Source organism: Desulfotomaculum sp. (assembly GCF_982386235.1).
In genome coordinates this window covers 98,963-123,517 of record NZ_CEVWQM010000008.1, presented here as the reverse complement: position 1 = coordinate 123,517, position 24,555 = coordinate 98,963, and the positions used below count along the sequence as shown (strand labels likewise).

Genomic DNA, 24,555 nt, shown 5'->3' with positions numbered 1-24,555 from the left:
TTATCCTTGATTTACTCGCTAGCGTCTTTTCATAACGCTTGACGAGGATGTTTTTTGTGGTCGTCTTAGTTTCATCTTAACGATGACTTTTGACTTGACCTGTTTTTCATCCATCATCTGCTGTTTAGTTTTCAAAGACCGTTTGCTTGTCCCGATCTCGCGACCGGATGCTTATCTTACCATGGCTTTCACTGTTTAATCAAGTGCAAGTTTTTGGTAGTTTGTTTTTTCTCAAAACGCTTTTTTATAATAACACCGATATTATATTGAGTCAATCTATTTTTCAACATTTTATATGTTGATTTTCAGGTGTAACTCAGTTCTTGTCGGCGAAAATTAATATATCACAAATGAATATTTTGTGTCAATATGCTTTTTAAAATTATAAAGCTAAGGCTCGCGCCAACCTATAGCGAGCCTTAGCTTTTCTTAATATATCAGCCTTAAAATCTTATACTTTTCTGATCGTGTTAGAAAAACTATTCTTCATCTTCTTCACTGACAACCCTAGCAATGGAAGCAATATGATCCTTTTCCCCAGTTCTCATTAAAGTCACTCCCTGGGTATTCCTACTCATTGAGGAAACGTCTTTAACAGGGAGTCTGATGATAATTCCCTCGGCACTAATCATCATCACTTCATCATCATCTTTCACTACCAAAACACCCGCCACTAGGCCATTTCTTTTGGTGGTTTTGATATTGATAATGCCCTTACCACCACGTGTTTGGCTGCGGTATTCAATCAGAGGTGTCCTTTTGCCATAGCCATTGACAGTAACAGTAAATAAATATGCTCCCTCTTTAATAACTCCCATATTTACTACATAGTCTTCTTGGGATAACGTTATTCCTTTTACCCCCCGGGTTACACGTCCCATGGGTCTTACATCTTCCTCAGAAAAACGTATGGCTATGCCATCTTGGGTACACATAATGATTTCCTCTTTGCCGTACGTTAATTCAACAGCAACTAATTTATCATTTTCATCAAGGTTGATAGCAATTAACCCATCTCGGCGTGAGGAATTAAACTCTGTTAAAGCTGTCTTCTTCACAATGCCATGTTTAGTGGCCATGAATAAGTAAGCTTCTTCTGTAAATTCCTTAATTGGGATTACAGTAGTTCCATACTCATCGCTATCATAATTTAATAAATTTATGATTGGCGTACCTTTGGCAGTTCTTGATGCCTCTGGTACTTCATAGACTTTCAGCCGATAAACCTTACCTTTATTGGTAAAGAATAATAGGTAATGGTGTGTAGATGCTATAAAGAGATCTCTAACAAAATCCTCTTCTTTGGTACCCATGGCGGTAATCCCTTTACCGCCTCTTTTTTGGCTTTTATAGGTATCCATTGAAATTCTCTTAATGTATCCCTGATTGGTAATAGTAACAACCATTTCTTCTTCATCAATCAGGTCTTCCATATCAAAATCTCCCGCAGCGTCATTACTAATGATAGAACGTCTTACGTCTGAAAATTTTTCTTTAATAACAACTAATTCATCGCGGATAATACCTAAAACTTTTTTCTCATCTGCTAAAATACCACGCAGGTAATCAATCTTCTCCAATAATTCCTTGTACTCTTTTTCTAATTTTTCTACTTCCAAGGCTGTCAAGCTTCTTAAGCGCATTTCCACAATGGCTTCTGCTTGGACTTCCGTGAGATTAAACTTTTCGACTAACCCTTGCTTAGCAGCTTCGGTATTTTTGGATTCTCTGATTGTCTTAATAACTTCATCGAGGTTAGCCAGCGCAATGCGTAAACCCTCGACAATATGGGCTCTTGCTTCAGCTTTTTTAAGTTCATACCTTGTCCTGCGAGTTATGACATCCTTTTGGTGTTCAAGATAATGAAAAATTACTTGGGCAAGATTTAAAACTTTGGGTTCATTGTTTACCAGGGCAAGCATAATGACACCAAAACTCTCCTGCATTTGTGTATGCTTGTATAAAAGGTTTAATATTACATTGGGATTAGCATCTTTCTTAAGTTCAATAACAATTCGCATGCCCCGACGATCAGACTCATCTCGTAGGTCGGAAATACCCTCTATTTTCTTCTCTTTGACTAACTCAGCAATTTTTTCAATTAGCCTTGCTTTATTAACCTGATAGGGAATTTCGTTAACTATAATGACTGGTTTGCCGTTTGCTTTATTCTCAATGGTAGCCTGAGCCCGAATTTTAATGGTCCCTCTACCAGTCCGATAGGCTTGACGTATACCGTCCCTGCCCATAATAGTAGCCCCGGTCGGGAAGTCAGGACCTTTGATTACCTTCATCAAATCATCCGATGTTACTTGGGAATCTTCAATCATCATTAAGACTCCATCAATAACCTCACCAAGATTATGAGGTGGTATATTCGTCGCCATACCAACCGCAATACCGGAAGAACCATTTACCAGTAAGTTTGGTATCTTAGATGGCAAAATAGTAGGTTCTTCTGTTCTATTGTCATAGTTAGGAACAAAATCAACCGTTTCCTTATCAATGTCCGCCAACATTTCTAACGTAATTTTAGCCATTCTTGCTTCCGTATAGCGCATTGCCGCTGCTGGATCACCATCTACGGAACCAAAGTTACCATGACCCTGAATCAAGGGATAACGGCAAGCAAAATTCTGAGCTAGACGAACCATTGCATCGTAAATCGATGAATCTCCATGGGGGTGAAAATCTTGCATAACTTTACCCACGATACCTGCACTTTTCCGATAAGGTTTATCAGGAGTTAACCCTAATTCATGCAGAGAATAGAGAATTCTTCGATGAACTGGTTTTAGGCCATCTCGAACATCCGGTAAAGCTCTACCCACTATTACACTCATGGCATAATCTAAGTAGGAGTTTTTCATTTCGTTGTTAATATCCAAAGGGATGACTTTACCATTTGGGGAAGCCATTTACATACCTCCAATAAAAACAGGCTTGCTTTCCTTTTATGTCACTAAACAAGCCCCATACTAATAGCTTTTATGCTTAAAGATAGCTCATTTTTGGTCTTTATTACAAGTTTTGCCAAATAAATTATAACAAAATCAAAAATTTAGTGCAATTTATTACTTTTTAGACCTTAGTGGCCATAATAATTTGCCTATCCTGTAGGATATGGATCTGCACGTCTGTAAAACCAGCCTGTGTTAACCACTTGGTATATTGTTCAAGGGTCCAAGTGCCACCTGTTTCCGTATTGACAAGCATATTAACGCCAAAAAGGTCTGCCCTGGGACTAATACCACGGACCATATCCAGTATGGCTATACGTCCCCCAGTGGCCAAAGATTGATGCGTTCGCTCAAATAACTTTATGTTTTCTTTTTCACCGTATATATGAGTAATGTTACCTAAGAAGGCTAAATCAAAGGGACCCTCTGCTACTGCTTCGGTAAAATCCCCAGGGATAAAGGTAATGTTCTCCTCTGGCAATATTTCAGAACGCATAACTTTACATACTTCCGGTATATCCTGTACGGTTACCTTAGCACCTGCCCTCGCAAAGGGACGAGCATAATTGAGGGGTCCCCCGCCTAAATCAATAACACGGGTGCCTAAGGGTAGGTCTTTTAAACAGACATGAACCAATTCTTCCGCTACTTGCTGAGCACTCCTTTTCATTGCATACATAAAACCCTTGATATCCATTTGATCTTTGGTACGTTTAGCCGGTTTTCCTGTCTTCAAAACCTCTGGTAATTGACTCCAGGATTTTATAACGTTAAAGGTATGAATAATGGAATAACCCACGTACTTTTCGCTATTCTCGTTATAAAAGATATCCCTTGCATCTTTGGTAAGATCATAAAGGTCTTCTTTTTTTTCTAAATAACCCAATGAAATTAAAGCTTCCAAAACAATCCAGAGGGATCTTTGATCCATCGAGAGTTTACTGCAGATTTTTTCAATGGACTGAGGTTTACTATTCAGCAGATCAAAAACACCTGTCTTCAAAGCAGCACCTACTACCAATAACTCCTGTGGCACCATAGCATTTTTTAAATCAGGCATTTTAATTCCCCCATTTATTTAATTTTGGTACTGTATTTTCTGCTGTATTTATAAAAACCGGAGTTGGTTTTTCTCCGGTTTTGCAAGACTATATATCTAAGTTCCTTACTGATCTAGCGTTTTCTTGAATAAATTCCCTCCTGGGTTCCACCCTATCACCCATTAGCATAGAGAAAGTGGCATCCGCTTCAATGGCATCAGCCAGGGTAACCTGCAACATTGTCCTGGTATCGGGATCCATTGTGGTATCCCAAAGCTGATCTGGGTTCATTTCACCTAAACCTTTGTATCTTTGAATGTTTACCCGATCATGTCCAATTACCTTTAATAATTGCTCTAATTCCTCGTCACTATAACAGTAGCTGTCATGTTTTCCCTTACGAACACGGTATAGAGGTGGTTGGGCCGCATAAATATAGCCTGCCTCTATAAGTTGTCTCATGTAACGATAGAAAAAGGTCAAAAGCAGGGTTCTGATGTGGGCACCGTCCACGTCGGCATCCGTCATAATGACTATTTTGTGATAACGAGCCTTAGACAGATCAAAATCGTCACCTACACCCGTACCCATGGCAGTAATCATCGCTCTAATTTCATCATTGGCCAGAATTTTATCAATACGCGCCTTTTCTACATTAAGAATTTTACCCTTTAGGGGCAAAATAGCCTGAAAACGCCGATCCCGCCCTTGTTTTGCAGAGCCACCCGCAGAATCACCCTCAACCAAATATATTTCAGATACACTGGGATCCTTTTCTGAACAATCTGCTAGTTTTCCGGGTAAAGCCATGGTTTCCAGGGCACTTTTTCTTCTTGTAAGTTCCCGTGCTTTACGGGCTGCTTCCCTAGCCCTAGCCGCAGTAATTCCTTTTTCAATAACTTTTTTAGCCACAGCAGGGTTTTCAATCAAATAGGTGGCTAATTTCTCAGCAAAAATAGAATCGACAATTCCCCTTACTTCACTGTTGCCCAATTTTGTCTTGGTTTGACCTTCAAACTGTGGTTCCGGCACCTTTACACTAACAACGATGATGGCACCTTCACGAATATCCTCTCCGGATAAATTTGCATCGTTATTCTTAATAATTCCATTCTGTCTGCCATAATCGTTAACGACCCTAGTCAGTGCAGTTTTTAAGCCCACTTCATGGGTTCCGCCATCAATAGTGTGAATGTTGTTGGCATAGGACAGTAGTGTTTCGTTATAACCGTCATTGTATTGGAGAGCAACTTCCACTTGAACCTGTTCTTTTTCTCCAAATACATAAATAGGTTTTGGGTGTATCGTTTGTTTATTTCTATTTAGGTGTTTGACAAAATCTTTAATCCCACCATCAAATTGAAATATTTGCTCTACAACAGGGTCTTTTCTATTATCCAGTAAAACAATTTTAATCCCTTTATTTAAGTAGGCCAATTCCCTTAGCCTTTGGGTTAAGGTTTCCGTACTAAAAACCAATTCTTCGAATATTTCACTGTCTGGTTTAAAGGTTATCTTCGTTCCAGTGGATTTGCTATTACCTGCAACCTTTAATTCGGAGATTGGAACACCCCGGGAATATTCCTGTTGGTATATTTTTCCGTTTAGTTTGATTTCTACGAATAATTTTTCGGATAGGGCATTGACCACAGATACACCTACCCCGTGTAATCCACCGGAAACCTTGTAACCACCACCACCAAATTTTCCACCAGCATGCAGCATTGTTAATACTACCTCAACTGCTGGTCTTCCTACCTGTGGTTGTATATCTACGGGGATACCACGGCCATTATCTTCAACAGAAACGGAATTGTCATCTTCAATGGTCACAATGATCTTATCACAATATCCTGCCAGAGCTTCGTCAATACTATTGTCTACAACCTCGTACACCAAATGATGCAGTCCCCGGGCACTGGTACTACCTATGTACATACCGGGTCGGCGTCTAACAGCCTCTAAACCTTCAAGCACCTGTATTTGGTCGGCACTGTATTTATTACTCTGCTGCTGTTGGTCCATATGAGTGACCTCCATCTATTCACATTGAAACCATATTATACCATAAGTAGTATTACCACTCAAGGACAATATTTTACATGATTATTACGAATTGAGTTTTAAAACAAGGCTATTCCTGATCTGTCAAAATAAAAAACCGTTGCACACGGTTTTTATTCTTCATCTGTGTTTTCTAAAATATTATCGGATCTTTTCTTTAGTGTTGTGCAGGAGATGGGAGAAACATAAATCTCTTTACTAGTTATAACAAAGGATTTCTCTTTATCCTGATTGGAAATTGGTTGAATAAAACCTTCATCCTTAGAGATTTCAATAAATTCCCGAGTTATTGCCGAATTTTTTGTACGGGCATCAAGTATGGCTATAATGTCTTTTTTTAAGACCACTATGTCTCCACCTAAATGCAGAAACATCAAAATTCCTCCTTTCGGGTTAAATTACCAGCATGAACTTGCCAAAGCACCCCGGCACCTCTAATGTTTTCTTCTATCCCACCTGTAACACTGGTGGTTATAAAGGTCTGTACTTTATTCATTACTTTGTTGACCAACATTGCTTGCCTGGCTTGATCCAATTCAAATAACACATCATCCAAAAGTAATACCGGATAAAAGCCAAATTCATGGTGCCATAAATCTAGTTGAGATAATTTTAGTGATAGTGTTACTGTTCTTTGTTGACCTTGGGAACCAAAGGTTTTGGCCTCAATACCGTTAATAGCTAAGGACAAATCATCACGATGGGGACCCAGTAGGGTTTGACATCTTTGCAGTTCCATTTGTCGAATTTTTTTGGAGGAATTTAAAAATACCTGGTAAATATTTCCTTCTGTTAGGCCTGGTTCCAACACCAAAGATGATAAATATTTTACCTGTAATTCCTCCGCCCCACCAGTCAGACTGAAATGAATCTTCCTCGCGATGGGAATTAATTTTTTTAGAACCTGTAAGCGAAGGTAAATGACCTTGGCCCCATGTCTAAAGAGTTGATCATCCCAAACATCCAACATATCCCTGGTAGAACGCCTATCCCTTATTTCTTTCAAAAGAGTATTTCTTTGACTAAGCACCCTCGTATACTGGCGCCATATTTTGCTGTAACCTGGGCTTAATGAGCCTACCTCGAAATCTAAAAAATGTCTTCTTTCCTGAGGTGAACCCTTTATTAAGTATAAATCCTCTGGGGAAAACATTACTACCCCAAAATGATCCAATTCCGAACGTGCTGTCTCTACCCCATTTAGAAAAAACTTTTTAACTCGTTCACTAATTTGCCACTGAATATTAAAATTTCGGGAAGCTAGATGAACTTCTGTATTGATTATGGTTCGGTTGCTTTGCCATTTCGTAATATCCTTATCCTTTTCTGCCCTAAAGGAACGACCCCTTAGACTATAAAAAATACTCTCCAACAAGTTCGTTTTTCCCTGGGCATTTGATCCTGTAATAATATTTATGGACGGATGAGGTAGAAAAATAGCTTCATCGTAGTTGCGGAAATTTTTCAGTGATAACTTTTGTACCCGCAAAATCTCACCTTCACATCACAACTAAAAAACTTCCGGCACCATCCACCATTACAACGTCATTGTTTTTTAATTTTACGCCTCGTCTGGTTTCAATCGTGCCATTAAGTTTGACATGTCCCGTTTGAATCAGTATTTTACTTTCTCCGCCAGAACCAGTTATATTCGCCCACTTTAAAAATTGATCTAACTGAATGTCGCCATTCACTTTGATTTTTTGGGTCAAAATCATCTCTCCTTAGGCAGTTCTCACTGGTAACACCAGAGAGAGGTATTCTTCACCACCAACCGGTGTTAATATACCAGGACTGAGGGAACCTGACATATCAAAATAAATATGATCACTGCTAATTGCCCGTAACGCATCAATCAAATATATCGCATTAAATGCAATTTGGACAGGCTCTCCCTGCAAATATATGGGTACTTCCTCATGTATCCTGCCAACTTCCGTATTCGCTGTAATTACAATTTTTTCCTCTTCAATATTTAATCGAATTATTTGTGTGCCAACCCGAGCTAAGAGAGATGCCCGTTCTGCAGCTTCGATTAAATCCTTTGTTTTTACTCTAATTCTAGTTTTATAGCCCTGAGGAATAACCTGCCGGTAATTAGGAAATTGCCCTTCAATTAAGCGAGAAATTAAGGTGGTATCTTCCATACTAAAAATTACTTGATTTTCCCCAAGGGCTATCGTAACTTGACGATCTGCAGCACCAATAACCCTGGTCAACTCATTTAAAGTTTTGCCAGGGATAATAATATTTATATCATCTTCTATAGACGAACATTCCATTCCCCTCATTGCTAAACGATGGGTATCTGTGGCCACTAATCTTAAATTGCCGTTCAAAAACTCCATCAATACACCCGTAAATACGGGTCTGTTTTCATCCGGAGATGTAGCAAAGAGAATTTGTCGCAGATATTCTTTTAGACTTTCTTCAGAAATGGTCAAAGAATTCTTGCTTTGGGTTTTTGGAAAAATGGGAAATTCTTCAGCGTCAAAACCGTTAATTGTAATCTCTGATTGCCCATAGCGAATAATTACATTGGTACCTTGAATTGTTTCAATTTGTATTGGAGAGTCCGGTAATCTTTTTACGATTTCACTTAGGTATTTAGCAGGCAATACAATTGAACCCTCTTCCTGGGTTGTACAGGGAACAAAGCACTGAATACCCATTTCAAGGTCGGTTGCTTGTAATTCTAATCGATTATCTTTGGCTATTAATAAGATACCAGATAAAATGGGCATGGGATTTTTGGTGGATACTGCCCTTTGAGCAGTTGTTACACCTTGAATTAGATTTTGACGGGTACAGATTATTTTCATAGCCTTCCCCCGTTGTTCTTTATTTTTATTTTTTATATATTTTTATCCTCGTAGTAGTAGTAGGGGCTGTGAGTTTGTTTATATGCCACCTGGGGCCTTATGGTTAATCATTTTTGGGTGTCAAAAAGCTGTGGAAAAAAAACCGTAAACTTATCAACAACAATTAACTACTTTTTAAACAAATCAACATTGTTAACAAGAGTTATCCAAATCTATTCACATTATTCACTGATCCGTTTTTTTAATTCCTTGATGGTCTCCTGAAGTACAGGGTCATTTTTAAGATCGGTAATTATTTTATCGCAGGCATGTAAAACTGTGGTATGATCTCTACCACCAAATTCATCACCTAGTTTAGGAAGAGATAGGTCTGTTAGTTCTCTGGCTAAGTACATGGCAACCTGTCTAGGGAAAGCAACAGAGCGTGTTCTCTTTTTTGCCTTTAAATCTTCGATTTTTAATCCATAAAAGTCAGCAACTGTATTCATAATTAGTGGTGCGGTAATAATTTTAGGTTTACTGGGAGCAATAACATCCTTTAATACCTCAGCGGCTAAATGCGGTGTCGCCTCTTTTTTTTCTAAAGAAGAGAAGGCGCTTACCCTTGTAAGTGCACCTTCTAGCTCTCTAATGTTGGATTGAATTTTGTCGGCAATAAATGCAATGGTATCATCGGGTATATTTGTTATTCCTTCTAATTGAGCTTTCTTCCTTAAAATAGCAACCCTTGTTTCATAATCCGGGGATTGCATATCCGTTATTAAGCCCCATTCGAAACGGGATCTTAGTCTATCTTCCAGGGTAGCAATTTCTTTAGGGGGTCGGTCACTGGAAATTACAATCTGTTTATTAGCTTCATATAAGGTATTAAATGTATGGAAAAATTCCTCCTGGGTGGCTTCTTTCTTTTCTAGAAATTGAATATCATCAATCAGCAGAATATCCATACTGCGGTATTTATTACGAAATTCCACGGTTTGATCATCTCTAATGGAGTTAATTAATTCATTGGTAAATTTTTCAGATGTTACATAGGCAACCTTAAGAGAGGGGTTGTTTTCAAGAACATAATGACCAATTGCATGCATCAAATGAGTTTTACCCAGACCTACACCACCGTAAATAAACAATGGGTTATAAGCCTTCGCTGGAGATTCCGCCACAGCAAGTGAAGCGGCATGAGCAAAACGATTACTGTTACCGATAACAAAGGTATCGAAGGTGTTTCTTGGGTTGAGGATATTCACGTGGGTTTCATCCATAGACCTTTCCTTTGGTTTAGGCTGACCCACCTCCTGACCCGCTAAAATAAATTGCAGAGAAATTTCTTGATGCATAATAGCTTCGTAAGTTTGTTTTATGATGGGTGAATACCGATCTGCTAACCAACTTTTAGAAAATTGATCCGGAACTTCTATTATAATTGTATTGTCATAGAAGGCCACCGGTTTACATTTGGTAAGCCAGGTTTCAAATGAGTGCTTATTAACTTGTTTTTCCAAGCGAATGAGCACCTGTTCCCATCTGTCAAGGACATCGTTTTGCATGTTACTTAAGTAAACCTCCATACTACATAATAAATACCGGATTAGAAAAGCTTGGCTCACGCCATACCCTAAAGGTCACAGGCGAGAGCCTATAGCGTGAGCCTTAGCTTTTCTTATACGATCATCCTTAAAATCTTAGGTTTTCCGATAGTGAAAAAATCCCCTTAATAATAAGGGAATATTAGGTCGCGCTGTTCTGTTAAAAAAGCATATAATCTTTTAAAAATCAACAAGGTTGTACACAGTTTTATCCACAACCTGTGTAAAAACTGGATAAATAATTTTATCCACAAGTGTAAATCAATAATACCAAAACTAATAAAGGTTATCAACAGATAAAAAATATTCACAGGAAGTATGAATATCTGTGTAAACAAAAATCAAAAGTCCTTTATCTTGACGGGGAGAGAGAAATTTTATATAATTTTCAGTGACTGTCTAGTATAAATTTTTATTGACATACCAATTCGGTTAAAGGAGGTGTTGATACATGAAGCGCACATACCAACCTAAGAAACGTAGACATAAAAAGGTTCATGGTTTTCTAAAAAGGATGTCTAGCAAGTCTGGCCAAAATGTACTTAAGAGAAGACGCTTAAAAGGTAGAAAACGTTTATCAGCATAAGGCCGCTTAGGGTGGCCTTTTCCTAATTTGTATATGATTTTAGTCCAGTGGTTAAGATATTAATAAAAACCTTTATTAGGAAGACTATATGGAAAAATTTGTTTCTTTAAAGAAAAATTCTGATTTTCGTAATGTGTACCGTTTTGGTAATTCTGCGGCAAACCGTTATTTGGTGTTGTATAAATTTCCCAATAAAGGACTTGGTCGCAGGTTTGGTTTTTCTATTAGTAAAAAGGTTGGCAAGGCAGTTTGTCGAAATCGGATACGTCGTATATTGAAAGAAATATGCCGTTTGTTTTCTGAACGTTTTCCTAATGATCATGATTTTATTTTTATCGTGCGCCAAGCCTCTTCTGATCAAGACTATCATCAGATGGAAAAACACATTTGGCATGTATTGGGTAAACTAAATAAACAGGAGAGGGATTAATGCGGCAGGTTATGATACTTGGCCTAATTTTTTACCAAAAATTCATTTCTCCTTTAAAGCCACCTACTTGCCGGTTTTACCCGACGTGTTCTCAATATTCAAAACAAGCAATCGAAAAGTATGGTGTAATTAAGGGTCTATGGTTAACACTTAAAAGATTAGCAAAATGCCATCCCTTTCATACAGGTGGATATGATCCGGTAAAATAACGGTAGGCTTTTAAGGGGGTACAAGTTTTGTTTGGATGGTTTGATTCCATAGTAAATGGAATGACAGCTTTAATGAATTGGCTTTATGGGTTTACTGCTACAGTGGGGTTGCCTAGTTATGGCTTAGCCATTATTTTCTTGACTGTTATCATTAAAATGGTTTTATATCCCCTTTCCAAAAAACAAATGCATTCGATGACAATGATGCAAAAGATTGCTCCTGAAGTAAAAGCCATTCAGGATAAATACAAAGGTAAAGACCCCCAAAAGATGCAGCAAAAAATTATGGAGTTGTATAAGGAGCACAACGTAAACCCGATGGCAGGTTGTTTGCCATTGCTGGTACAAATGCCCATTTTGATTGCTCTTTATCGGGCCTTATATGAATTTCCATTTGTAAATCCAGACCATGCATCTTTTTTATGGGTTAACTCTCTAAGTGAGAGAGGCGATATTCTTTTACCATTATTAGCAGCAGTTACAACATTTTTGCAATCTAAATTAACTACCAATACCCAGGATCAAACCCAGAAAACAATGTTGTATACTATGCCCTTATTTATTGGCTGGATCGCATATACAGTTCCTGCTGGTTTGGCACTGTACTGGGTTGTATTTAATACTGTAGGAGCAATTCAACAGTGGTATATAAATAAAGAGACCCTGCGACTTAAAGAGGGGGTAACCGGAGTTGAAGGTAGTAGAAAAGGTCGGTAAAACAATTGATGAAGCCATAGAATTAGGTCTTCAAGAATTTGGTGTTTTAAGGGACGAGGTTATTATTGAGGTATTAGAAGAACCTTCCAAGGGTTTATTTGGTTTGATTGGTTCTCGTCGGGCAAAAATTAAATTAACCTTGAAGGATAATCCGGTAAGACGCGCTGATCGTTTATTACAAAGTATTTTTAAAGCGATGGAAATACCTGTGGAAGTAAATATTAAAGAACAAGATCAGGTTTTAAACATTAGCATAGAAGGACCGGATTTAGGGGTATTGATAGGTCGCAGAGGTGAAACTCTGGATGCATTACAGTACTTAATGAATTTGGCAACCAATAAAAATCAAGAACAGCGGCGCAAGGTAATTCTTGATGTTGAGGGATACCGTCATCGCCGGGAAGAAACACTTCAGAAGCTTGCTACCAGGTTGGCAGATAAAGCCAAACAAAGGGGCAGAAGTGTTGTACTGGAGCCTATGAATTCACAGGAAAGAAGAATAATTCATACTGCACTGCAAGGTAGGGATGATATTTATACCTTTAGTGAAGGTGAAGAACCCTTTAGAAAAATCATTATATCTCCTAAAAAATAAAACATTCTTATACTATCATCCTTAAAATATGATACTTTATGATAGTATTAAAAACCCAGCACCATCAGGTTGCTGGGTTTTTGTAAATGGATTTTGGAGGCAAAAAAATTGTTTGACGATACCATTGTAGCTATAGCCACTGCCTTAGGAGAAGGAAGTATTGGTGTTATCCGGATGAGTGGGCCGGATGCAGTATCCCTAGGAAACAAAGTATTTAAACCAAAAGTTAATCAAGATTGGTATAAAAGGGATAATTATAAGCTGGTCTATGGGCATATAGTTGAACCTAATACAGGTGAAATTATTGATGAAGTTTTACTTTCTGTCATGAGGGGACCCAAAAGTTTTACTGCTGAGGATGTTGTAGAGATAAGTTGTCATGGTGGAATTGTTCCTATTCGGAGGGTGCTGGAAGTAATTCTTAAAAATGGAGCACGTTTAGCAGAGCCAGGTGAGTTTAGTAAACGAGCCTTTCTAAACGGTCGCCTGGATTTAGCCCAGGCCGAATCAATTATTGATATAATCAGAGCTAAGACAGATGCCGGAGCAAAAATTGCAATCAATCAGCTTGATGGCAAGCTCTCTCAAATCGTAATGGATTTACAAAATCATGTTTTGGGACTGCTGGCAAAAATAGAGGCAATGATTGATTTTCCTGAGGATGATATTCCAGAAGAGAACCTTGAACAAATGAGCTTAGAATGCAATGGGTTGATAAAAGAAATAGATAAGTTATTGGATCATGCAGCATCCGGTAAAATATATCGGGAAGGCCTTAAAACTGTTATTGTAGGTAAACCGAATGTAGGAAAGTCATCTCTGCTAAATGCGCTGCTTCAGGAACAGAGAGCAATCGTTACAGACATACCTGGTACAACAAGGGATGTTATAGAAGAGGTTTTTAGTGTCAAGGGTATTCCCCTAAAGCTTATTGATACGGCTGGTTTGCGGGAAACTCAGGATTTGGTTGAAAAAATTGGTGTAGAAAAATCCAGAGAGCTATTAAATCAGGCTGATTTGGTACTATTGGTTTTAGATGCTTCCACTGGTCTTTCCAGTGAAGACGTAAAGGTTATGGATTTGATTAAGGATAAAAAAGCCCTTATTCTGATCAATAAAATTGATATAGCAGAAAACAGAATTGATGCGAAGGATATCAAAGAGGCCATTAATTTTAGTGAAATCATAGAAATATCGGCCCAAAAAGAAATAGGCTTAGATAACCTGGAAGAAGCAATCTTTAATCTAGTGGTGGAAGGTAAGATATCTGCTGCAGAAAGCATTGTTGTTTCGAATACCAGACATAAGCATGCCCTGGAAAGAGCTAAATACCACCTTTTTGAAGCCAATAAGGCATTGGTGGAATATATTCCTGCGGATTTAGTTTCTATTGATTTAAAATCTGCCTGGGAAATTCTAGGTGAGATAACCGGGAACAGTGTAACTGAAGACTTAATAGATCGAATCTTTTCAGACTTTTGTATTGGTAAGTGAGGTGGAAATATTGCGCTATCATGCTGGTAATTATGATGTAATAGTAGTTGGAGCCGGCCATGCCGGTTGTGAAGCTGCCCTTGCTGCTGCAAGAATGGGCTGCAGAACATTAATATTATCACTCAATTTAGATAATATTGCCTTAATGCCATGTAATCCTGCTGTAGGTGGACCAGCTAAATCGCATTTGGTAAAGGAAATTGACGCCCTGGGTGGGCAAATGGGTTTAAATACAGATTTAGCAGCGATTCAAATGAGAATGTTAAATACCGGAAAAGGGCCCGCAGTACATGCTTTAAGGGCCCAGGCCGATAAGATAAAATACCAGCAATTAATGAAAAAAACTTTGGAGACCCAGGAAAATTTAGATGTGAAGCAATTACTGGTGGAGGAAATATTCGTTAAAAATGGTGCTATCACAGGTGTAGTAACACATATAGGGGCGGAATTTTCTGCCCAGGCAGTGATCATTACTACCGGGACCTATTTAAAAGGAAGAATTATTATTGGAGACGTTCATTTTCCTGGTGGCCCCAATAGTCAATTTCCTTCGGTCAATCTAAGTGAAAGCTTAAAAAACCTAGGTTTGCAATTGGGTCGGTTTAAAACAGGAACACCTGCCAGAGTAGACCGCAGAACGGTTGACTTTAATAAAATGACCATTCAACCAGGGGATGAAACAGTACATAATTTTTCTTTTATTTCTCCCGTGCAGCAAAGGGAGCAAGTTCCCTGCTGGCTAACCTATACCACTGAAAAGACCCATGAGATTATTAGACAAAATTTACATCGGTCTCCCCTTTATGCTGGAATTATTGAAGGAATTGGGCCGCGATATTGTCCTTCTATTGAGGATAAAGTTGTTCGTTTTGCTGATAAAAATCAACATCAAATTTTCATCGAGCCAGAGGGCCTCAATACATATGAAATGTATGTTCAGGGAATGTCAACCAGTCTGCCCCCGGATGTACAACTTGCCATGTTAAGATCGATTCCTGGTATGGAACAGGTGGAAATCATGCGACCTGGCTACGCCATTGAATATGACCATGTGATCCCAACACAACTTAAAGTAACCTTGGAAACAAAAGAAATAAAGGGGTTATATTCAGCAGGACAAATTAACGGCACTTCCGGTTATGAAGAAGCAGCGGCCCAGGGAATGATGGCTGGCATTAATGCTGCCTTGCAAATTAAAGAGCAAGCCCCCTTCTATCTCTCAAGATCGGAAGCTTACATTGGGGTGTTAATTGATGATCTCGTGGTTAAAGGAACCAACGAACCTTACCGACTCATGACCGCCCGGGCTGAGTATCGTTTATTACTGCGCCAGGATAATGCAGACCAAAGACTAACCCAAAAGGGTTATGAAATAGGGTTGGTTAAGGAAGATCGTTATGAACGCTATATGAATAAGTGGCAATTAATTAACAATGAAATTAAAAGACTTAAATCGGTTACGATTTCAGCCAATGAGCGGACGAATGAAATACTAAGGGATTTAGGGTCCAGCGAAATTAACCAAAACACGCCAGCCATTAATCTTTTAAAGAGACCAGAACTCAAATATAATTCCTTGGCCACACTATCGAACGATTTTCCTGATCTGCCAGTAGAAGTAATCGAAGAGGTAGAAATAGAGGTTAAATATGAAGGATATATAAAAAAGCAATTGGCCCAGGTTGAAAGATTTGAAAAACTAGAAAACCGTTCCTTAGGCAGTGACTATGACTATGAAAGTATTAAAGGACTTTCCCTGGAGGCTAGACAAAAGTTACAGAAGTTTAAACCTGCCTCAATTGGGCAGGCTTCCCGTATATCAGGTGTTAGCCCAGCGGATATATCCGTATTATTCATTTGGTTAGAGCAGGAAAAAAGAAAAGCTGCCGGGGGTGCGGATTAATTTGAATGAATTAACAGAAGCATTAAAAAAGGCCGCCGCAGAGATCGGTTTTACTTTAACAGAAGAACAGATTACTAGTTTTAAAAATTTTTATCTTCTACTAATAGAGTGGAATAAAAAAATAAACCTTACTGCCATCACTGAGCCTACGGAGGTGGCAGTAAAGCACTTCATTGATTCTTTAACCTGCTTAAAAACTGTGGAAATTCCCCCAGGGGCAAAAATAGTGGATATAGGTACCGGGGCAGGCTTTCCTGGAATTCCCTTGAAAATTTTCCGATCCGATTTAAATATAACCTTAATGGATTCCTTAAATAAGAGGGTAACCTTTTTAAATGAAGTAATTGCTGGATTAGGCCTTACAGACGCAAGGGCAGTGCATGATAGGGCTGAAGATTTTGGACAAAAAAAAGAGCATCGGGAAAAATATGATTATGTTATTTCAAGAGCAGTGGCAAGATTGGCCGTACTCTCAGAATATTGCCTTCCCTGTACGAGGGTCAATGGTTATTTTATCTCTCAAAAGGGTCCCGATATTGATGAGGAGCTTAAGGAGGCCAGTAAGGCCATAGAGGTTTTGGGTGGTGCACCGGCGGATATCCATAAATTACAATTACCTCTAATTGAAGATGGAAGATCCCTTGTAATTATTAAAAAAATTAAACCAACTCCCACCCACTATCCAAGAAAAGCAGGGACACCAGCAAAAAAGCCTGTTACCTAAACGAACCCCGGGAAACCCGGGGTTTCAAATGTTTCACGTGAAACATTGAAAACTCTATATGATAGGGAACGGTTTTTACCGTTCCGTTCACCGCAACACAAGCAATAACGGAAGAATCAGAATCATTCCCTACACAATTTCATAGACACGGCTAGACATCCTGTTTCTGGCTGTATTTTTTCATCAAGCAATAAAAAACCACATTTTTCATAAAACCCATATGCTTTTTGATTATTCTTATAAACTTCCACCCCTAATTCCTTTCTTATTGATTTTGCTTTATTTATTAGTTCAGTACCAATTCCTTTTCCCTGATGCTCCGGAGAAATAAATATTGCCCAATATAGTTATCAATCAAAGAGATAAATCCTACTATTTTACCATTAACCTATTTAACAAAGATTTCTGCTATGGGCAGATATTTTTGTTCTACATTCTTTTTTTCTAATGCCCAAAAATCCTTAGGAATAAAATTGTGGCTAATAATGGATGCATCAAACCATATTTGTATGATCGCTTGATCATCACTTTTTCTGTACTCCCTTATCATTTAACTTACCCACCTTTACATTCGTTTCTAAATTTAAGGACGTACCAAAAACAATTATATTGCTAAATAAATTATAGTGAAAGACTACTGTAATTTCGCCTGAAGTTTTATTATACACTAACATGTTTCACGTGAAACATATCATGCATTATAACTTAGACAGACTTTGTTGTTTTGCTTTAGAAGGAAGAAAACGATCCCTTGTTGAATAAGAATATAGATTAAGACTTTGGGGGTGTTCGGTTGGGAAAGATTATTGCTATTGCTAATCAAAAGGGTGGGGTGGCAAAAACCACAACAGCAGTAAATGTGGGGGCTAGCCTTTCCATGATGGGAGAAACTGTTCTACTAGTAGATATTGACCCCCAGGGAAATGCCAGCAGTGGTTTAGGTATAGATAAAACTAGCCTTGAAAGATGTGTCTATGATGTTATAATAGATGATTTGCCACCAGAGAAAGCCATCGTTCATACGGGTATTAAATATTTAGACGTTCTACCCTCCACAATTCAATTGGCTGGTGCCGAGGTGGAAATGGTATCTTTGATAGCCAGGGAACAAATTTTAAAAAGAGCATTGACTCCATTAAAATATAAATACAACTATATTCTTATCGACTGCCCACCTTCCTTAGGACTTTTAACTTTAAATGCCTTAGCAGCGGCAGATTCTTTATTAATTCCTATCCAATGTGAATTTTATGCCTTAGAAGGGGTAGGCCAATTAATGAATACGGTACAATTGGTAAAAAAACATCTCAACCCTGATTTAGAAATTGAGGGTGTTTTATTAACGATGTTTGATGCAAGACTAAATTTATCAATTCAAGTTGTCGATGAAGTGAAAAAGGTATTTGGCACGAAAGTATTTAGAAATATTATCCCGAGGAATGTACGTTTAAGCGAAGCTCCTAGCCATGGTATACCTGTAGTGATATATGACCCTAAATCCAAAGGTTCAGAAGCTTACCAAGAATTAGCCAAGGAAGTGATGGGTATTGAGTAAAAAAAGAGGTTTAGGAAAAGGTCTACAGGCACTCATGCCAGTGGCACCCATTTCAAATTCAACTGAAAGTACAGACTCCCAAAGGGTGCTTAAAGAAATTAGGGTATCCGATATCAAACCAAATCCAAAACAACCAAGGCTGCGCATTGATCCGGAGCGGTTACAAGAATTAGCAAACTCTATAAAAGAATATGGTGTTGTACAACCAGTGGTTGTCCGAGCACAACCGGGCGGTGGTTACGAATTAATAGCTGGCGAACGAAGATGGCGAGCTTGTCAACAACTAGATTTAGAATATATTCCGGCGGTAATCCGTGAATATGGTGAATTACAGTCCGCTGCCATTGCTTTGATAGAAAATTTACAAAGGGAAAATTTAAACCCCTTGGAAGAAGCAACAGCCTATAAACGCTTAATGGATGAATTTCAGCTTACTCAGGAACAAGTATCACAAAGAGTGGGTAAAAGCAGACCGCAAATCACCAATATGATAAGACTATTAGCACTTCCTAATGAGATAAAGGTTAAATTAAGTACCGGTGAAATAACCATGGGCCATGCTAGACCTTTACTAAGTATAGAATCCAAGAATAAACAAATAGAACTATGTGAGCTTATAATAAAGAAACAATTATCCGTGCGTCAGATTGAAGAGATAGTAAAAAATTTACTAGAGGGAGAAAATAATAAGGAAAAACCTAAAAAAGAAAAGAATAGAGATCCCCAAATAGTGGATCTGGAAGATCAACTAAGAAACACCCTTGGAACAAAGGTACAGATTAAAACCAATAGGCATGGTGGCAAAATAGAGATAGACTATTATGATGAGGCAGATCTTACCAGGTTATTGGATTTACTTCTCAGTCAAGAGGAGTTAATGGCTTAATGTTTCACGTGAAACATTAAGCCATCATTAATTAGTGGTCGATTAGTTATCCTAAAAATGGCCCTGGGCCATGAGTTGTGGACCTTAGGTTTTAAACCATCCCCTATGGTATCCTAAGCGGCAGCGAAGAATATTTCTAACATTGAAAGGCTATCTTTAAGATTCTTCTCGCCCAGGATGACAAAGGGTTTTCATTCTCTGTCGGTGTTGCCGGTGGCATGGGGAACTATTTTGAAAAATAGGTGCTTAAGCCTGGGTGGCGAATCTTCTCTAAGCGGGAGGTTTTTAAGAATCTTTCACTTAAGGGAGGAGTATCAGGATAGTGACAGGCGGAGTATGTGTTTTCGGTTATCTTTTATGACCAATCATTGTAATTCGTCAGTAATTGTTTCACGTGAAACATCTTAGGGGGATAAAAATGACAGGTACAATTGTGAATGCCGCAGCAATTGTGGCGGGAACAGCGGTGGGTTTGTTACTCAGAAAAGGTATCAGTGAATCTGTCAAGGATACAGTAATGACAGGGATTGGATTGGCAGTTGCCTTAATTGGTTTTAAAATGGCCTTTAAAACAGAAAATGAGTTAATTGTTATATTAAGCCTGGTTGCTGGAGGCGTTCTGGGGGAACTATTAAATATTGAGGGTGGCTTAGCCAAGCTAGGTACCTTTTTGGAATCAAAGGTTGGTGGCGGCTCTGGTGAAGGGGAAATTGCCAAGGCCTTTGTAACCACAAGTCTGATTTATTGTGTAGGGGCCATGGGTATTATGGGTGCCCTAGAGGATGGACTGACTGGTAATGCCGCAACCCTCTATGCTAAATCATTATTGGATGGTATCTCTGCCATCGTATTTACCACCACCATGGGTTTTGGTGTGGTATTTTCATCTATTCCGGTGCTGATTTATCAGGGTAGCATAACACTGGCTGCCGGTGGCTTAAAGGCCCTTCTGACACCTTCCATGATAAATGAAATGACTGCAACCGGCGGTTTATTAATAGTCGGTATTGCTAGCAATATACTGGGTATTAAACCAATAAAAGTGGGTAACTTATTACCCGCAATTCTAATGGCACTGTTATTTTCTTGGCTATGGCCAATGTTTAATATATAATTCTAAGGCTGGTTAGGTCAGACTTACTTATCGATCGTATAATTTTTTAGACCCAATATTAAAAAGGATTTAATTATTCAAAGTCGAATAAACAGGTGAATAAGTTAAGTGAAAAATAAGGATGGGTTTAAATGAGACAAAAGGTTGCCATCATTACGGATAGTACCAGTGATTTAGATAAGGAAGTAGTTGAAAAATACAATATAAATGTCTTACCCTTAAAAGTAATATATTCTGAACAAGAGGAATACCTTGATCGGGTTAACATAGAACCACAGGAAATTTATGATCGTATGCCAGGCGAGGTTCCCTCTACATCTCTCCCTTCCCCTGCCAGTATTATTAGTTTATTTAAAAAATTAGAAGAGGAAGGTTTTACTCATATCATTTCCATTCATATATCCAGTGGGTTAAGTGGCACTTATAACGCTGTAAGGACCGTAGCCCGTGATTTTAAAAATATGGTTATTGAAGTTATAGATTCTAAGGCCTTATCGCTGGGTTTGGGAATCCCTGTGGTGGAGGCGGCCAAGACCTATGAAAGTACAATGAGTTTTGAAGCTGCTTTAAAGAAAGCAAAGGATATTATTAGTAATACTGAAATTTATTTTGTTGTTGGTACTCTTGATTATTTAAAAAAGGGTGGGCGTATTGGTTATGTAGCTGGAACAATTGGTGAAATTATGCAAATAAAGCCCATAATATCAATAAATGAAGAAGGAAAGTATTATACCTATGACAAAATAAGAGGTAGAAAAAAATCTTTACAAAGACTTTTTGAAATTAATAAAGAGATAATTAAAGCAAAAAACAAAAATACAATTGCCGTAATGCATGGCGGTGCCCCAGAGGAATCAAGGGAACTACTAGAAAAAATAAAAGATTTAACCCAGATAGTAAAAACCTATACGGGTCAAGTAGGTCCTGTGATCGGAGTTCATACGGGTCCCGGATTAATAGGGATATGTATTACCAGTATTCAATATTAATAGCATTATAGGTAAAGGCTAACCCATATCTAACGAACGTTTAGATTTTGGTCTGGCCTTAATTTTACCCTGTTAAGGAAAATGTTACTGGTAGATATTTATTATTAGTTATAAATATCAAGAGAATAATAGAATTAATAATAATTTATTTTTAAAAAGGTAGGTTAAGTTACGTGAATGATGTCCTTCGTATTATTGAATTAAATGCTTCCTATATTATGATAGGTTTATCCTTATTAACGCTTATTTTATTAATAGCACAAATTAGGCTACAGAAAAGGTTTAGTGAGGTTTCCAAGAAATATAGACTGCTAACTCGTGGAGCATCGGGTGCAGACCTGGAAGAAATGTTACAAAAATATGCTGCTGATGTACTAAGGCTGGTTGAAAAAAAGGATGAGCTAATGCGTGAACATGAAATATTAAAAGAAGAAGTAGCACAATGTATTCATAATCCAGGGCTCATTCGATTTAATGCCTTTGATAATATGGGCAGTGATTTAAGTTTTTCCCTTGCCATGTTGGACCATAGGGGTGATGGTGTAGTTTTAACTGGTTTATATGGTAGGGATGAAACCAGAATTTATGCAAAACCCATTCGTAAGGGTACCTCAGATTATAGTTTGACCGAGGAAGAAAAAAAAGCAATTCAAAGGTCCATTGAAAAAAGTACATAAAAAACATTTTAAAGCCCACCTTATCAATAAGGGGGTTTTATTGGTTTTATCGGTTAAAATCACACAGAAAAATAAGTGGCTTTTATATCCCTAAAATAGCCCCAATACCTTTGTCATCCTTTGATGGTGCAGTTAACGGTGTGAAAGTCTGATAGAAAAACAAAACCCGAACTTAGCAGGAGGTTCGGGTTTTGTTAATTAGATATGAGGTTTTTATTAGACCATCTCTTATTAAATTTGCCAATCTCATAACGATGTTTAAACGGGTATTTTGTAAAACTAAATATTCCATAAAACCGCCTACATTAACAACACCAGTAATGTGAAGTTGTCCCACAGCAGGCAAAGATTTATTTACACCGGCACCTGGTAATAAGGCACCGTCACCGATATTAACACAGCCAACGTTTTCCATGTGACCCAAACAAGCATCAATTGCAATGATGACTGAATCGGGATGGTTATTAGAAATCTGTTGAAGCTTATCGGCCATATTGCTGGCGTGAACAGGATCATCCAATGTTCCGTAAACGGTAAAGCCGTGTCCCGAAATATTGGTCAATTTAGTACCAACCAGTGGGCCCAGGCAATCACCAGTGGAACGGTCGGTTCCTATACAAACGATAACCACTTCACAATCGCTATTTACGCCACAGCCCTTAAGTCTATTGGTTAGATCCATACTAAAGATATCAACAGCGAAGGCATCCTCGGCATTTATTCTGGTTTTTTGAGGTACAACTGATTGAGGCTGGATATTATTTAAATTCACTGACATAAAAATCACGTCCCTTCAAAAGCAAGCCTAGTATAATTATTCCCCGCTAACCACTTATTTATTCAATAAACAAAAAAATAGCCATCAGCCTTCAGCCCTCAGCTAAAAAGTAAAGGCCTATAGTTTTGAGTTAAACCTACAGATGAGGTACCAGATGTTCGGCTTGACGAACATCAATAAATGCCCCACCATGCCGGATGGCTATAAAAATTTTAGTTCATCCCCCTTGAAAAATAGCATAGATATTTAGGAAGCCTCCTAGGCCGATTACTTTCTAAATCTTATTCGTAACATTAGGGGGGTATTCATGATAAACAAATCAAATATTCGTTTAATAGTAGGGCTAGTGGCTACTTATATGGGGTCAATTATTGGGGCGGGGTTTGCCTCGGGTCAAGAAATATTGCAATTTTTTATTTTGTTTGGTTATAAAGGTCTTTTAGGCGTCATGGTTGCCACTGTTTTCTTTGTATATTTGGGAGCCTTGATTTTATATTTGAGTGTCCAATTACGTACAGGTAACTATCAAGAATTACTGGGCTATTTGCTTGGTCCCTGGGCAGGCAAATTTATGGACCTTATCAGTATTTTTATGCTGGTGGCTGGCTTAGGTATTATGTTATCCGGAACGGGTGCCGTAGTTAAGGAGTACCTTGGATTACCTGAGTGGATGGGTATTGGTTCAGCCGTCTTGGTTATTTTTCTCGTTATATTACGTGGCTTAAAGGGGCTGCTTTCCATTAATATAATCCTTGTGCCGTTAAAATTAGCAGCTGTATGTCTAATAGCAAGTCTTGCCCTTGGCCATAAAGGGTTACCTCAGGAACTGCCTTATGTTCACTATCATGGGGTTGGAGGTCACTGGTTGTTAGCCAGTATTCTTTATGTATCATTTAATATGATCGTGCCTTTGGCTGTTTTATCTACTATGGGACGATCCGTAACAGCAAAAACAGGAATTTGGGCAGGGATAATTGGGGGTATCGGCCTGGGTTTCGCAGTGACCATGGTAACATTGGGCGGGTTGGCCTTTTATCCTGAAATAATAAACTATGAGGTTCCTTTGCTTTATATGGCTTCCTGTATTGGTAACATCCTAAAGCCGGTTTTTGCATTATTAATTTGGTTAGCTATGCTAACCACAGCCATAGCCAATGCCCATGGCTTTGCCAGTCGGTTTGCCCCTCAAGGCGGCAAACTTTATAGTTTTTATGGAATGGCCTGTTGCTTGATCGTATTACCCCTTACCTATTTTGATTTTTCATTTCTCGTTCGAGTGTTGTACCCTATCTTTGGCTATGCCGGACTTGTTTTATTTGCCGCACTTTTAATTGTTCCAATTATAAAGACCAGAAAGCAGAGAATTAGCTAAGCAGGATTATGCTTAAGCAACATCGAAAAAATGGAAGGGTAGTTTTCTAACAGT

Annotated in this window: 25 protein-coding genes; 14 read left to right on the top strand and 11 right to left on the bottom strand. The window is 38.3% G+C overall.

Annotated features, from left to right (window positions below):
* Nucleotides 1–479 precede the first annotated feature (479 nt).
* From gyrA to dnaA, 8 genes are all read right to left on the bottom strand, one after another.
* Complete coding sequence (gyrA, locus tag AC1U9Z_RS06945; RefSeq protein WP_479956528.1) at nucleotides 480–2,918, bottom strand: DNA gyrase subunit A; 2,439 nt, start codon at nucleotides 2,916–2,918, stop codon at nucleotides 480–482.
* 163 nt (nucleotides 2,919–3,081) lie between these two features.
* Nucleotides 3,082–4,020 carry a methyltransferase gene (locus AC1U9Z_RS06940; RefSeq protein ID WP_479956525.1) on the bottom strand — a complete coding sequence of 313 codons (939 nt, stop codon included), beginning with the start codon at nucleotides 4,018–4,020 and terminating at the stop codon, nucleotides 3,082–3,084.
* A gap of 88 nt (nucleotides 4,021–4,108) precedes the next feature.
* A complete protein-coding gene (gene gyrB / locus AC1U9Z_RS06935) occupies nucleotides 4,109–6,025 on the bottom strand; it encodes a DNA topoisomerase (ATP-hydrolyzing) subunit B (protein WP_333531437.1) in 1,917 nt (638 codons plus the stop codon).
* Between the two features lie 152 nt (nucleotides 6,026–6,177).
* A complete protein-coding gene (gene remB, locus AC1U9Z_RS06930) occupies nucleotides 6,178–6,438 on the bottom strand; it encodes an extracellular matrix regulator RemB (RefSeq protein ID WP_333531438.1) in 261 nt (86 codons plus the stop codon).
* Nucleotides 6,438–7,553 (bottom strand): DNA replication/repair protein RecF, encoded by a 1,116-nt coding sequence (gene recF / locus AC1U9Z_RS06925; protein WP_479956523.1) that lies wholly within the window; start codon nucleotides 7,551–7,553, stop codon nucleotides 6,438–6,440. Before recF ends, remB begins: the two co-directional genes overlap by 1 nt.
* A 10-nt stretch (nucleotides 7,554–7,563) precedes the next feature.
* Nucleotides 7,564–7,782 (bottom strand): RNA-binding S4 domain-containing protein, encoded by a 219-nt coding sequence (locus AC1U9Z_RS06920; protein WP_479956521.1) that lies wholly within the window; start codon nucleotides 7,780–7,782, stop codon nucleotides 7,564–7,566.
* Between the two features lie 6 nt (nucleotides 7,783–7,788).
* Entirely contained in the window at nucleotides 7,789–8,886 is a 1,098-nt protein-coding gene (dnaN, locus tag AC1U9Z_RS06915) for a DNA polymerase III subunit beta (protein WP_479956519.1), read from the bottom strand.
* A 221-nt stretch (nucleotides 8,887–9,107) separates the two neighbouring features.
* Nucleotides 9,108–10,433, bottom strand: coding sequence for a chromosomal replication initiator protein DnaA (dnaA, locus tag AC1U9Z_RS06910; RefSeq protein ID WP_333531442.1), 1,326 nt, complete (start codon nucleotides 10,431–10,433; stop codon nucleotides 9,108–9,110).
* A gap of 490 nt (nucleotides 10,434–10,923) precedes the next feature.
* On the opposite strand from dnaA, the gene rpmH reads away from it, so the two are divergent.
* From rpmH to rsmG, 8 genes are all read left to right on the top strand, one after another.
* The gene (gene rpmH / locus AC1U9Z_RS06905) at nucleotides 10,924–11,058 is read left to right on the top strand and encodes a 50S ribosomal protein L34 (RefSeq protein ID WP_333531443.1); all 135 of its coding nucleotides are present in this window, start codon (nucleotides 10,924–10,926) and stop codon (nucleotides 11,056–11,058) included.
* 88 nt (nucleotides 11,059–11,146) lie between these two features.
* Nucleotides 11,147–11,488, top strand: coding sequence for a ribonuclease P protein component (gene rnpA / locus AC1U9Z_RS06900; protein WP_333531444.1), 342 nt, complete (start codon nucleotides 11,147–11,149; stop codon nucleotides 11,486–11,488).
* Nucleotides 11,488–11,697, top strand: a complete 210-nt coding sequence (gene yidD, locus AC1U9Z_RS06895) for a membrane protein insertion efficiency factor YidD (RefSeq protein WP_333531445.1) — start codon at nucleotides 11,488–11,490, stop codon at nucleotides 11,695–11,697. Before rnpA ends, yidD begins: the two co-directional genes overlap by 1 nt.
* A gap of 27 nt (nucleotides 11,698–11,724) precedes the next feature.
* Nucleotides 11,725–12,414 (top strand): YidC/Oxa1 family membrane protein insertase, encoded by a 690-nt coding sequence (locus AC1U9Z_RS06890; protein ID WP_333531446.1) that lies wholly within the window; start codon nucleotides 11,725–11,727, stop codon nucleotides 12,412–12,414.
* A complete protein-coding gene (gene jag, locus AC1U9Z_RS06885) occupies nucleotides 12,389–13,009 on the top strand; it encodes an RNA-binding cell elongation regulator Jag/EloR (protein WP_333531447.1) in 621 nt (206 codons plus the stop codon). The genes AC1U9Z_RS06890 and jag overlap by 26 nt, the downstream gene beginning before the upstream one ends.
* Nucleotides 13,010–13,117: 108 nt before the next feature.
* Entirely contained in the window at nucleotides 13,118–14,503 is a 1,386-nt protein-coding gene (mnmE, locus tag AC1U9Z_RS06880) for a tRNA uridine-5-carboxymethylaminomethyl(34) synthesis GTPase MnmE (protein WP_479956516.1), read from the top strand.
* Nucleotides 14,504–14,513: 10 nt separating this feature from the next.
* Nucleotides 14,514–16,406 carry a tRNA uridine-5-carboxymethylaminomethyl(34) synthesis enzyme MnmG gene (gene mnmG, locus AC1U9Z_RS06875; RefSeq protein ID WP_333531449.1) on the top strand — a complete coding sequence of 631 codons (1,893 nt, stop codon included), beginning with the start codon at nucleotides 14,514–14,516 and terminating at the stop codon, nucleotides 16,404–16,406.
* Between the two features lies 1 nt (nucleotide 16,407).
* Complete coding sequence (gene rsmG / locus AC1U9Z_RS06870) at nucleotides 16,408–17,130, top strand: 16S rRNA (guanine(527)-N(7))-methyltransferase RsmG (RefSeq protein WP_479956514.1); 723 nt, start codon at nucleotides 16,408–16,410, stop codon at nucleotides 17,128–17,130.
* A 122-nt stretch (nucleotides 17,131–17,252) separates the two neighbouring features.
* On the opposite strand, the gene AC1U9Z_RS06865 is transcribed toward rsmG, so the two are convergent.
* Together AC1U9Z_RS06865 and AC1U9Z_RS06860 are read right to left on the bottom strand one after the other, a co-directional pair.
* Nucleotides 17,253–17,459: a GNAT family N-acetyltransferase gene (locus AC1U9Z_RS06865; protein ID WP_479956542.1), complete on the bottom strand. Its 207-nt coding sequence runs from the start codon at nucleotides 17,457–17,459 to the stop codon at nucleotides 17,253–17,255.
* A 59-nt stretch (nucleotides 17,460–17,518) separates the two neighbouring features.
* Nucleotides 17,519–17,680 carry a GNAT family protein gene (locus AC1U9Z_RS06860; RefSeq protein ID WP_479956512.1) on the bottom strand — a complete coding sequence of 54 codons (162 nt, stop codon included), beginning with the start codon at nucleotides 17,678–17,680 and terminating at the stop codon, nucleotides 17,519–17,521.
* Between the two features lie 243 nt (nucleotides 17,681–17,923).
* Here AC1U9Z_RS06860 and AC1U9Z_RS06855 point away from each other — a divergent pair, with 243 nt between their 5' ends.
* The 5 genes from AC1U9Z_RS06855 to AC1U9Z_RS06835 all read left to right on the top strand — a co-directional run bounded on the left by AC1U9Z_RS06855 (nucleotide 17,924) and on the right by AC1U9Z_RS06835 (nucleotide 22,351).
* Nucleotides 17,924–18,685, top strand: a complete 762-nt coding sequence (locus AC1U9Z_RS06855) for a ParA family protein (RefSeq protein ID WP_333531452.1) — start codon at nucleotides 17,924–17,926, stop codon at nucleotides 18,683–18,685.
* A complete protein-coding gene (locus AC1U9Z_RS06850; RefSeq protein ID WP_333531453.1) occupies nucleotides 18,678–19,571 on the top strand; it encodes a ParB/RepB/Spo0J family partition protein in 894 nt (297 codons plus the stop codon). The genes AC1U9Z_RS06855 and AC1U9Z_RS06850 overlap by 8 nt, the downstream gene beginning before the upstream one ends.
* A 418-nt stretch (nucleotides 19,572–19,989) precedes the next feature.
* Entirely contained in the window at nucleotides 19,990–20,685 is a 696-nt protein-coding gene (locus AC1U9Z_RS06845) for a DUF554 domain-containing protein (protein ID WP_333531454.1), read from the top strand.
* A 131-nt stretch (nucleotides 20,686–20,816) separates the two neighbouring features.
* The gene (locus AC1U9Z_RS06840) at nucleotides 20,817–21,674 is read left to right on the top strand and encodes a DegV family protein (RefSeq protein WP_333531455.1); all 858 of its coding nucleotides are present in this window, start codon (nucleotides 20,817–20,819) and stop codon (nucleotides 21,672–21,674) included.
* Nucleotides 21,675–21,847: 173 nt separating this feature from the next.
* Complete coding sequence (locus AC1U9Z_RS06835) at nucleotides 21,848–22,351, top strand: DUF4446 family protein (RefSeq protein WP_333531456.1); 504 nt, start codon at nucleotides 21,848–21,850, stop codon at nucleotides 22,349–22,351.
* 172 nt (nucleotides 22,352–22,523) lie between these two features.
* On the opposite strand, the gene yyaC is transcribed toward AC1U9Z_RS06835, so the two are convergent.
* Entirely contained in the window at nucleotides 22,524–23,129 is a 606-nt protein-coding gene (gene yyaC / locus AC1U9Z_RS06830; RefSeq protein WP_479956508.1) for a spore protease YyaC, read from the bottom strand.
* Nucleotides 23,130–23,436: 307 nt separating this feature from the next.
* Between yyaC and AC1U9Z_RS06825 the strand changes: the two genes are divergently transcribed.
* Nucleotides 23,437–24,501 (top strand): YkvI family membrane protein, encoded by a 1,065-nt coding sequence (locus AC1U9Z_RS06825; RefSeq protein ID WP_479956506.1) that lies wholly within the window; start codon nucleotides 23,437–23,439, stop codon nucleotides 24,499–24,501.
* The last annotated feature ends 54 nt before the right edge of the window (nucleotides 24,502–24,555 follow it).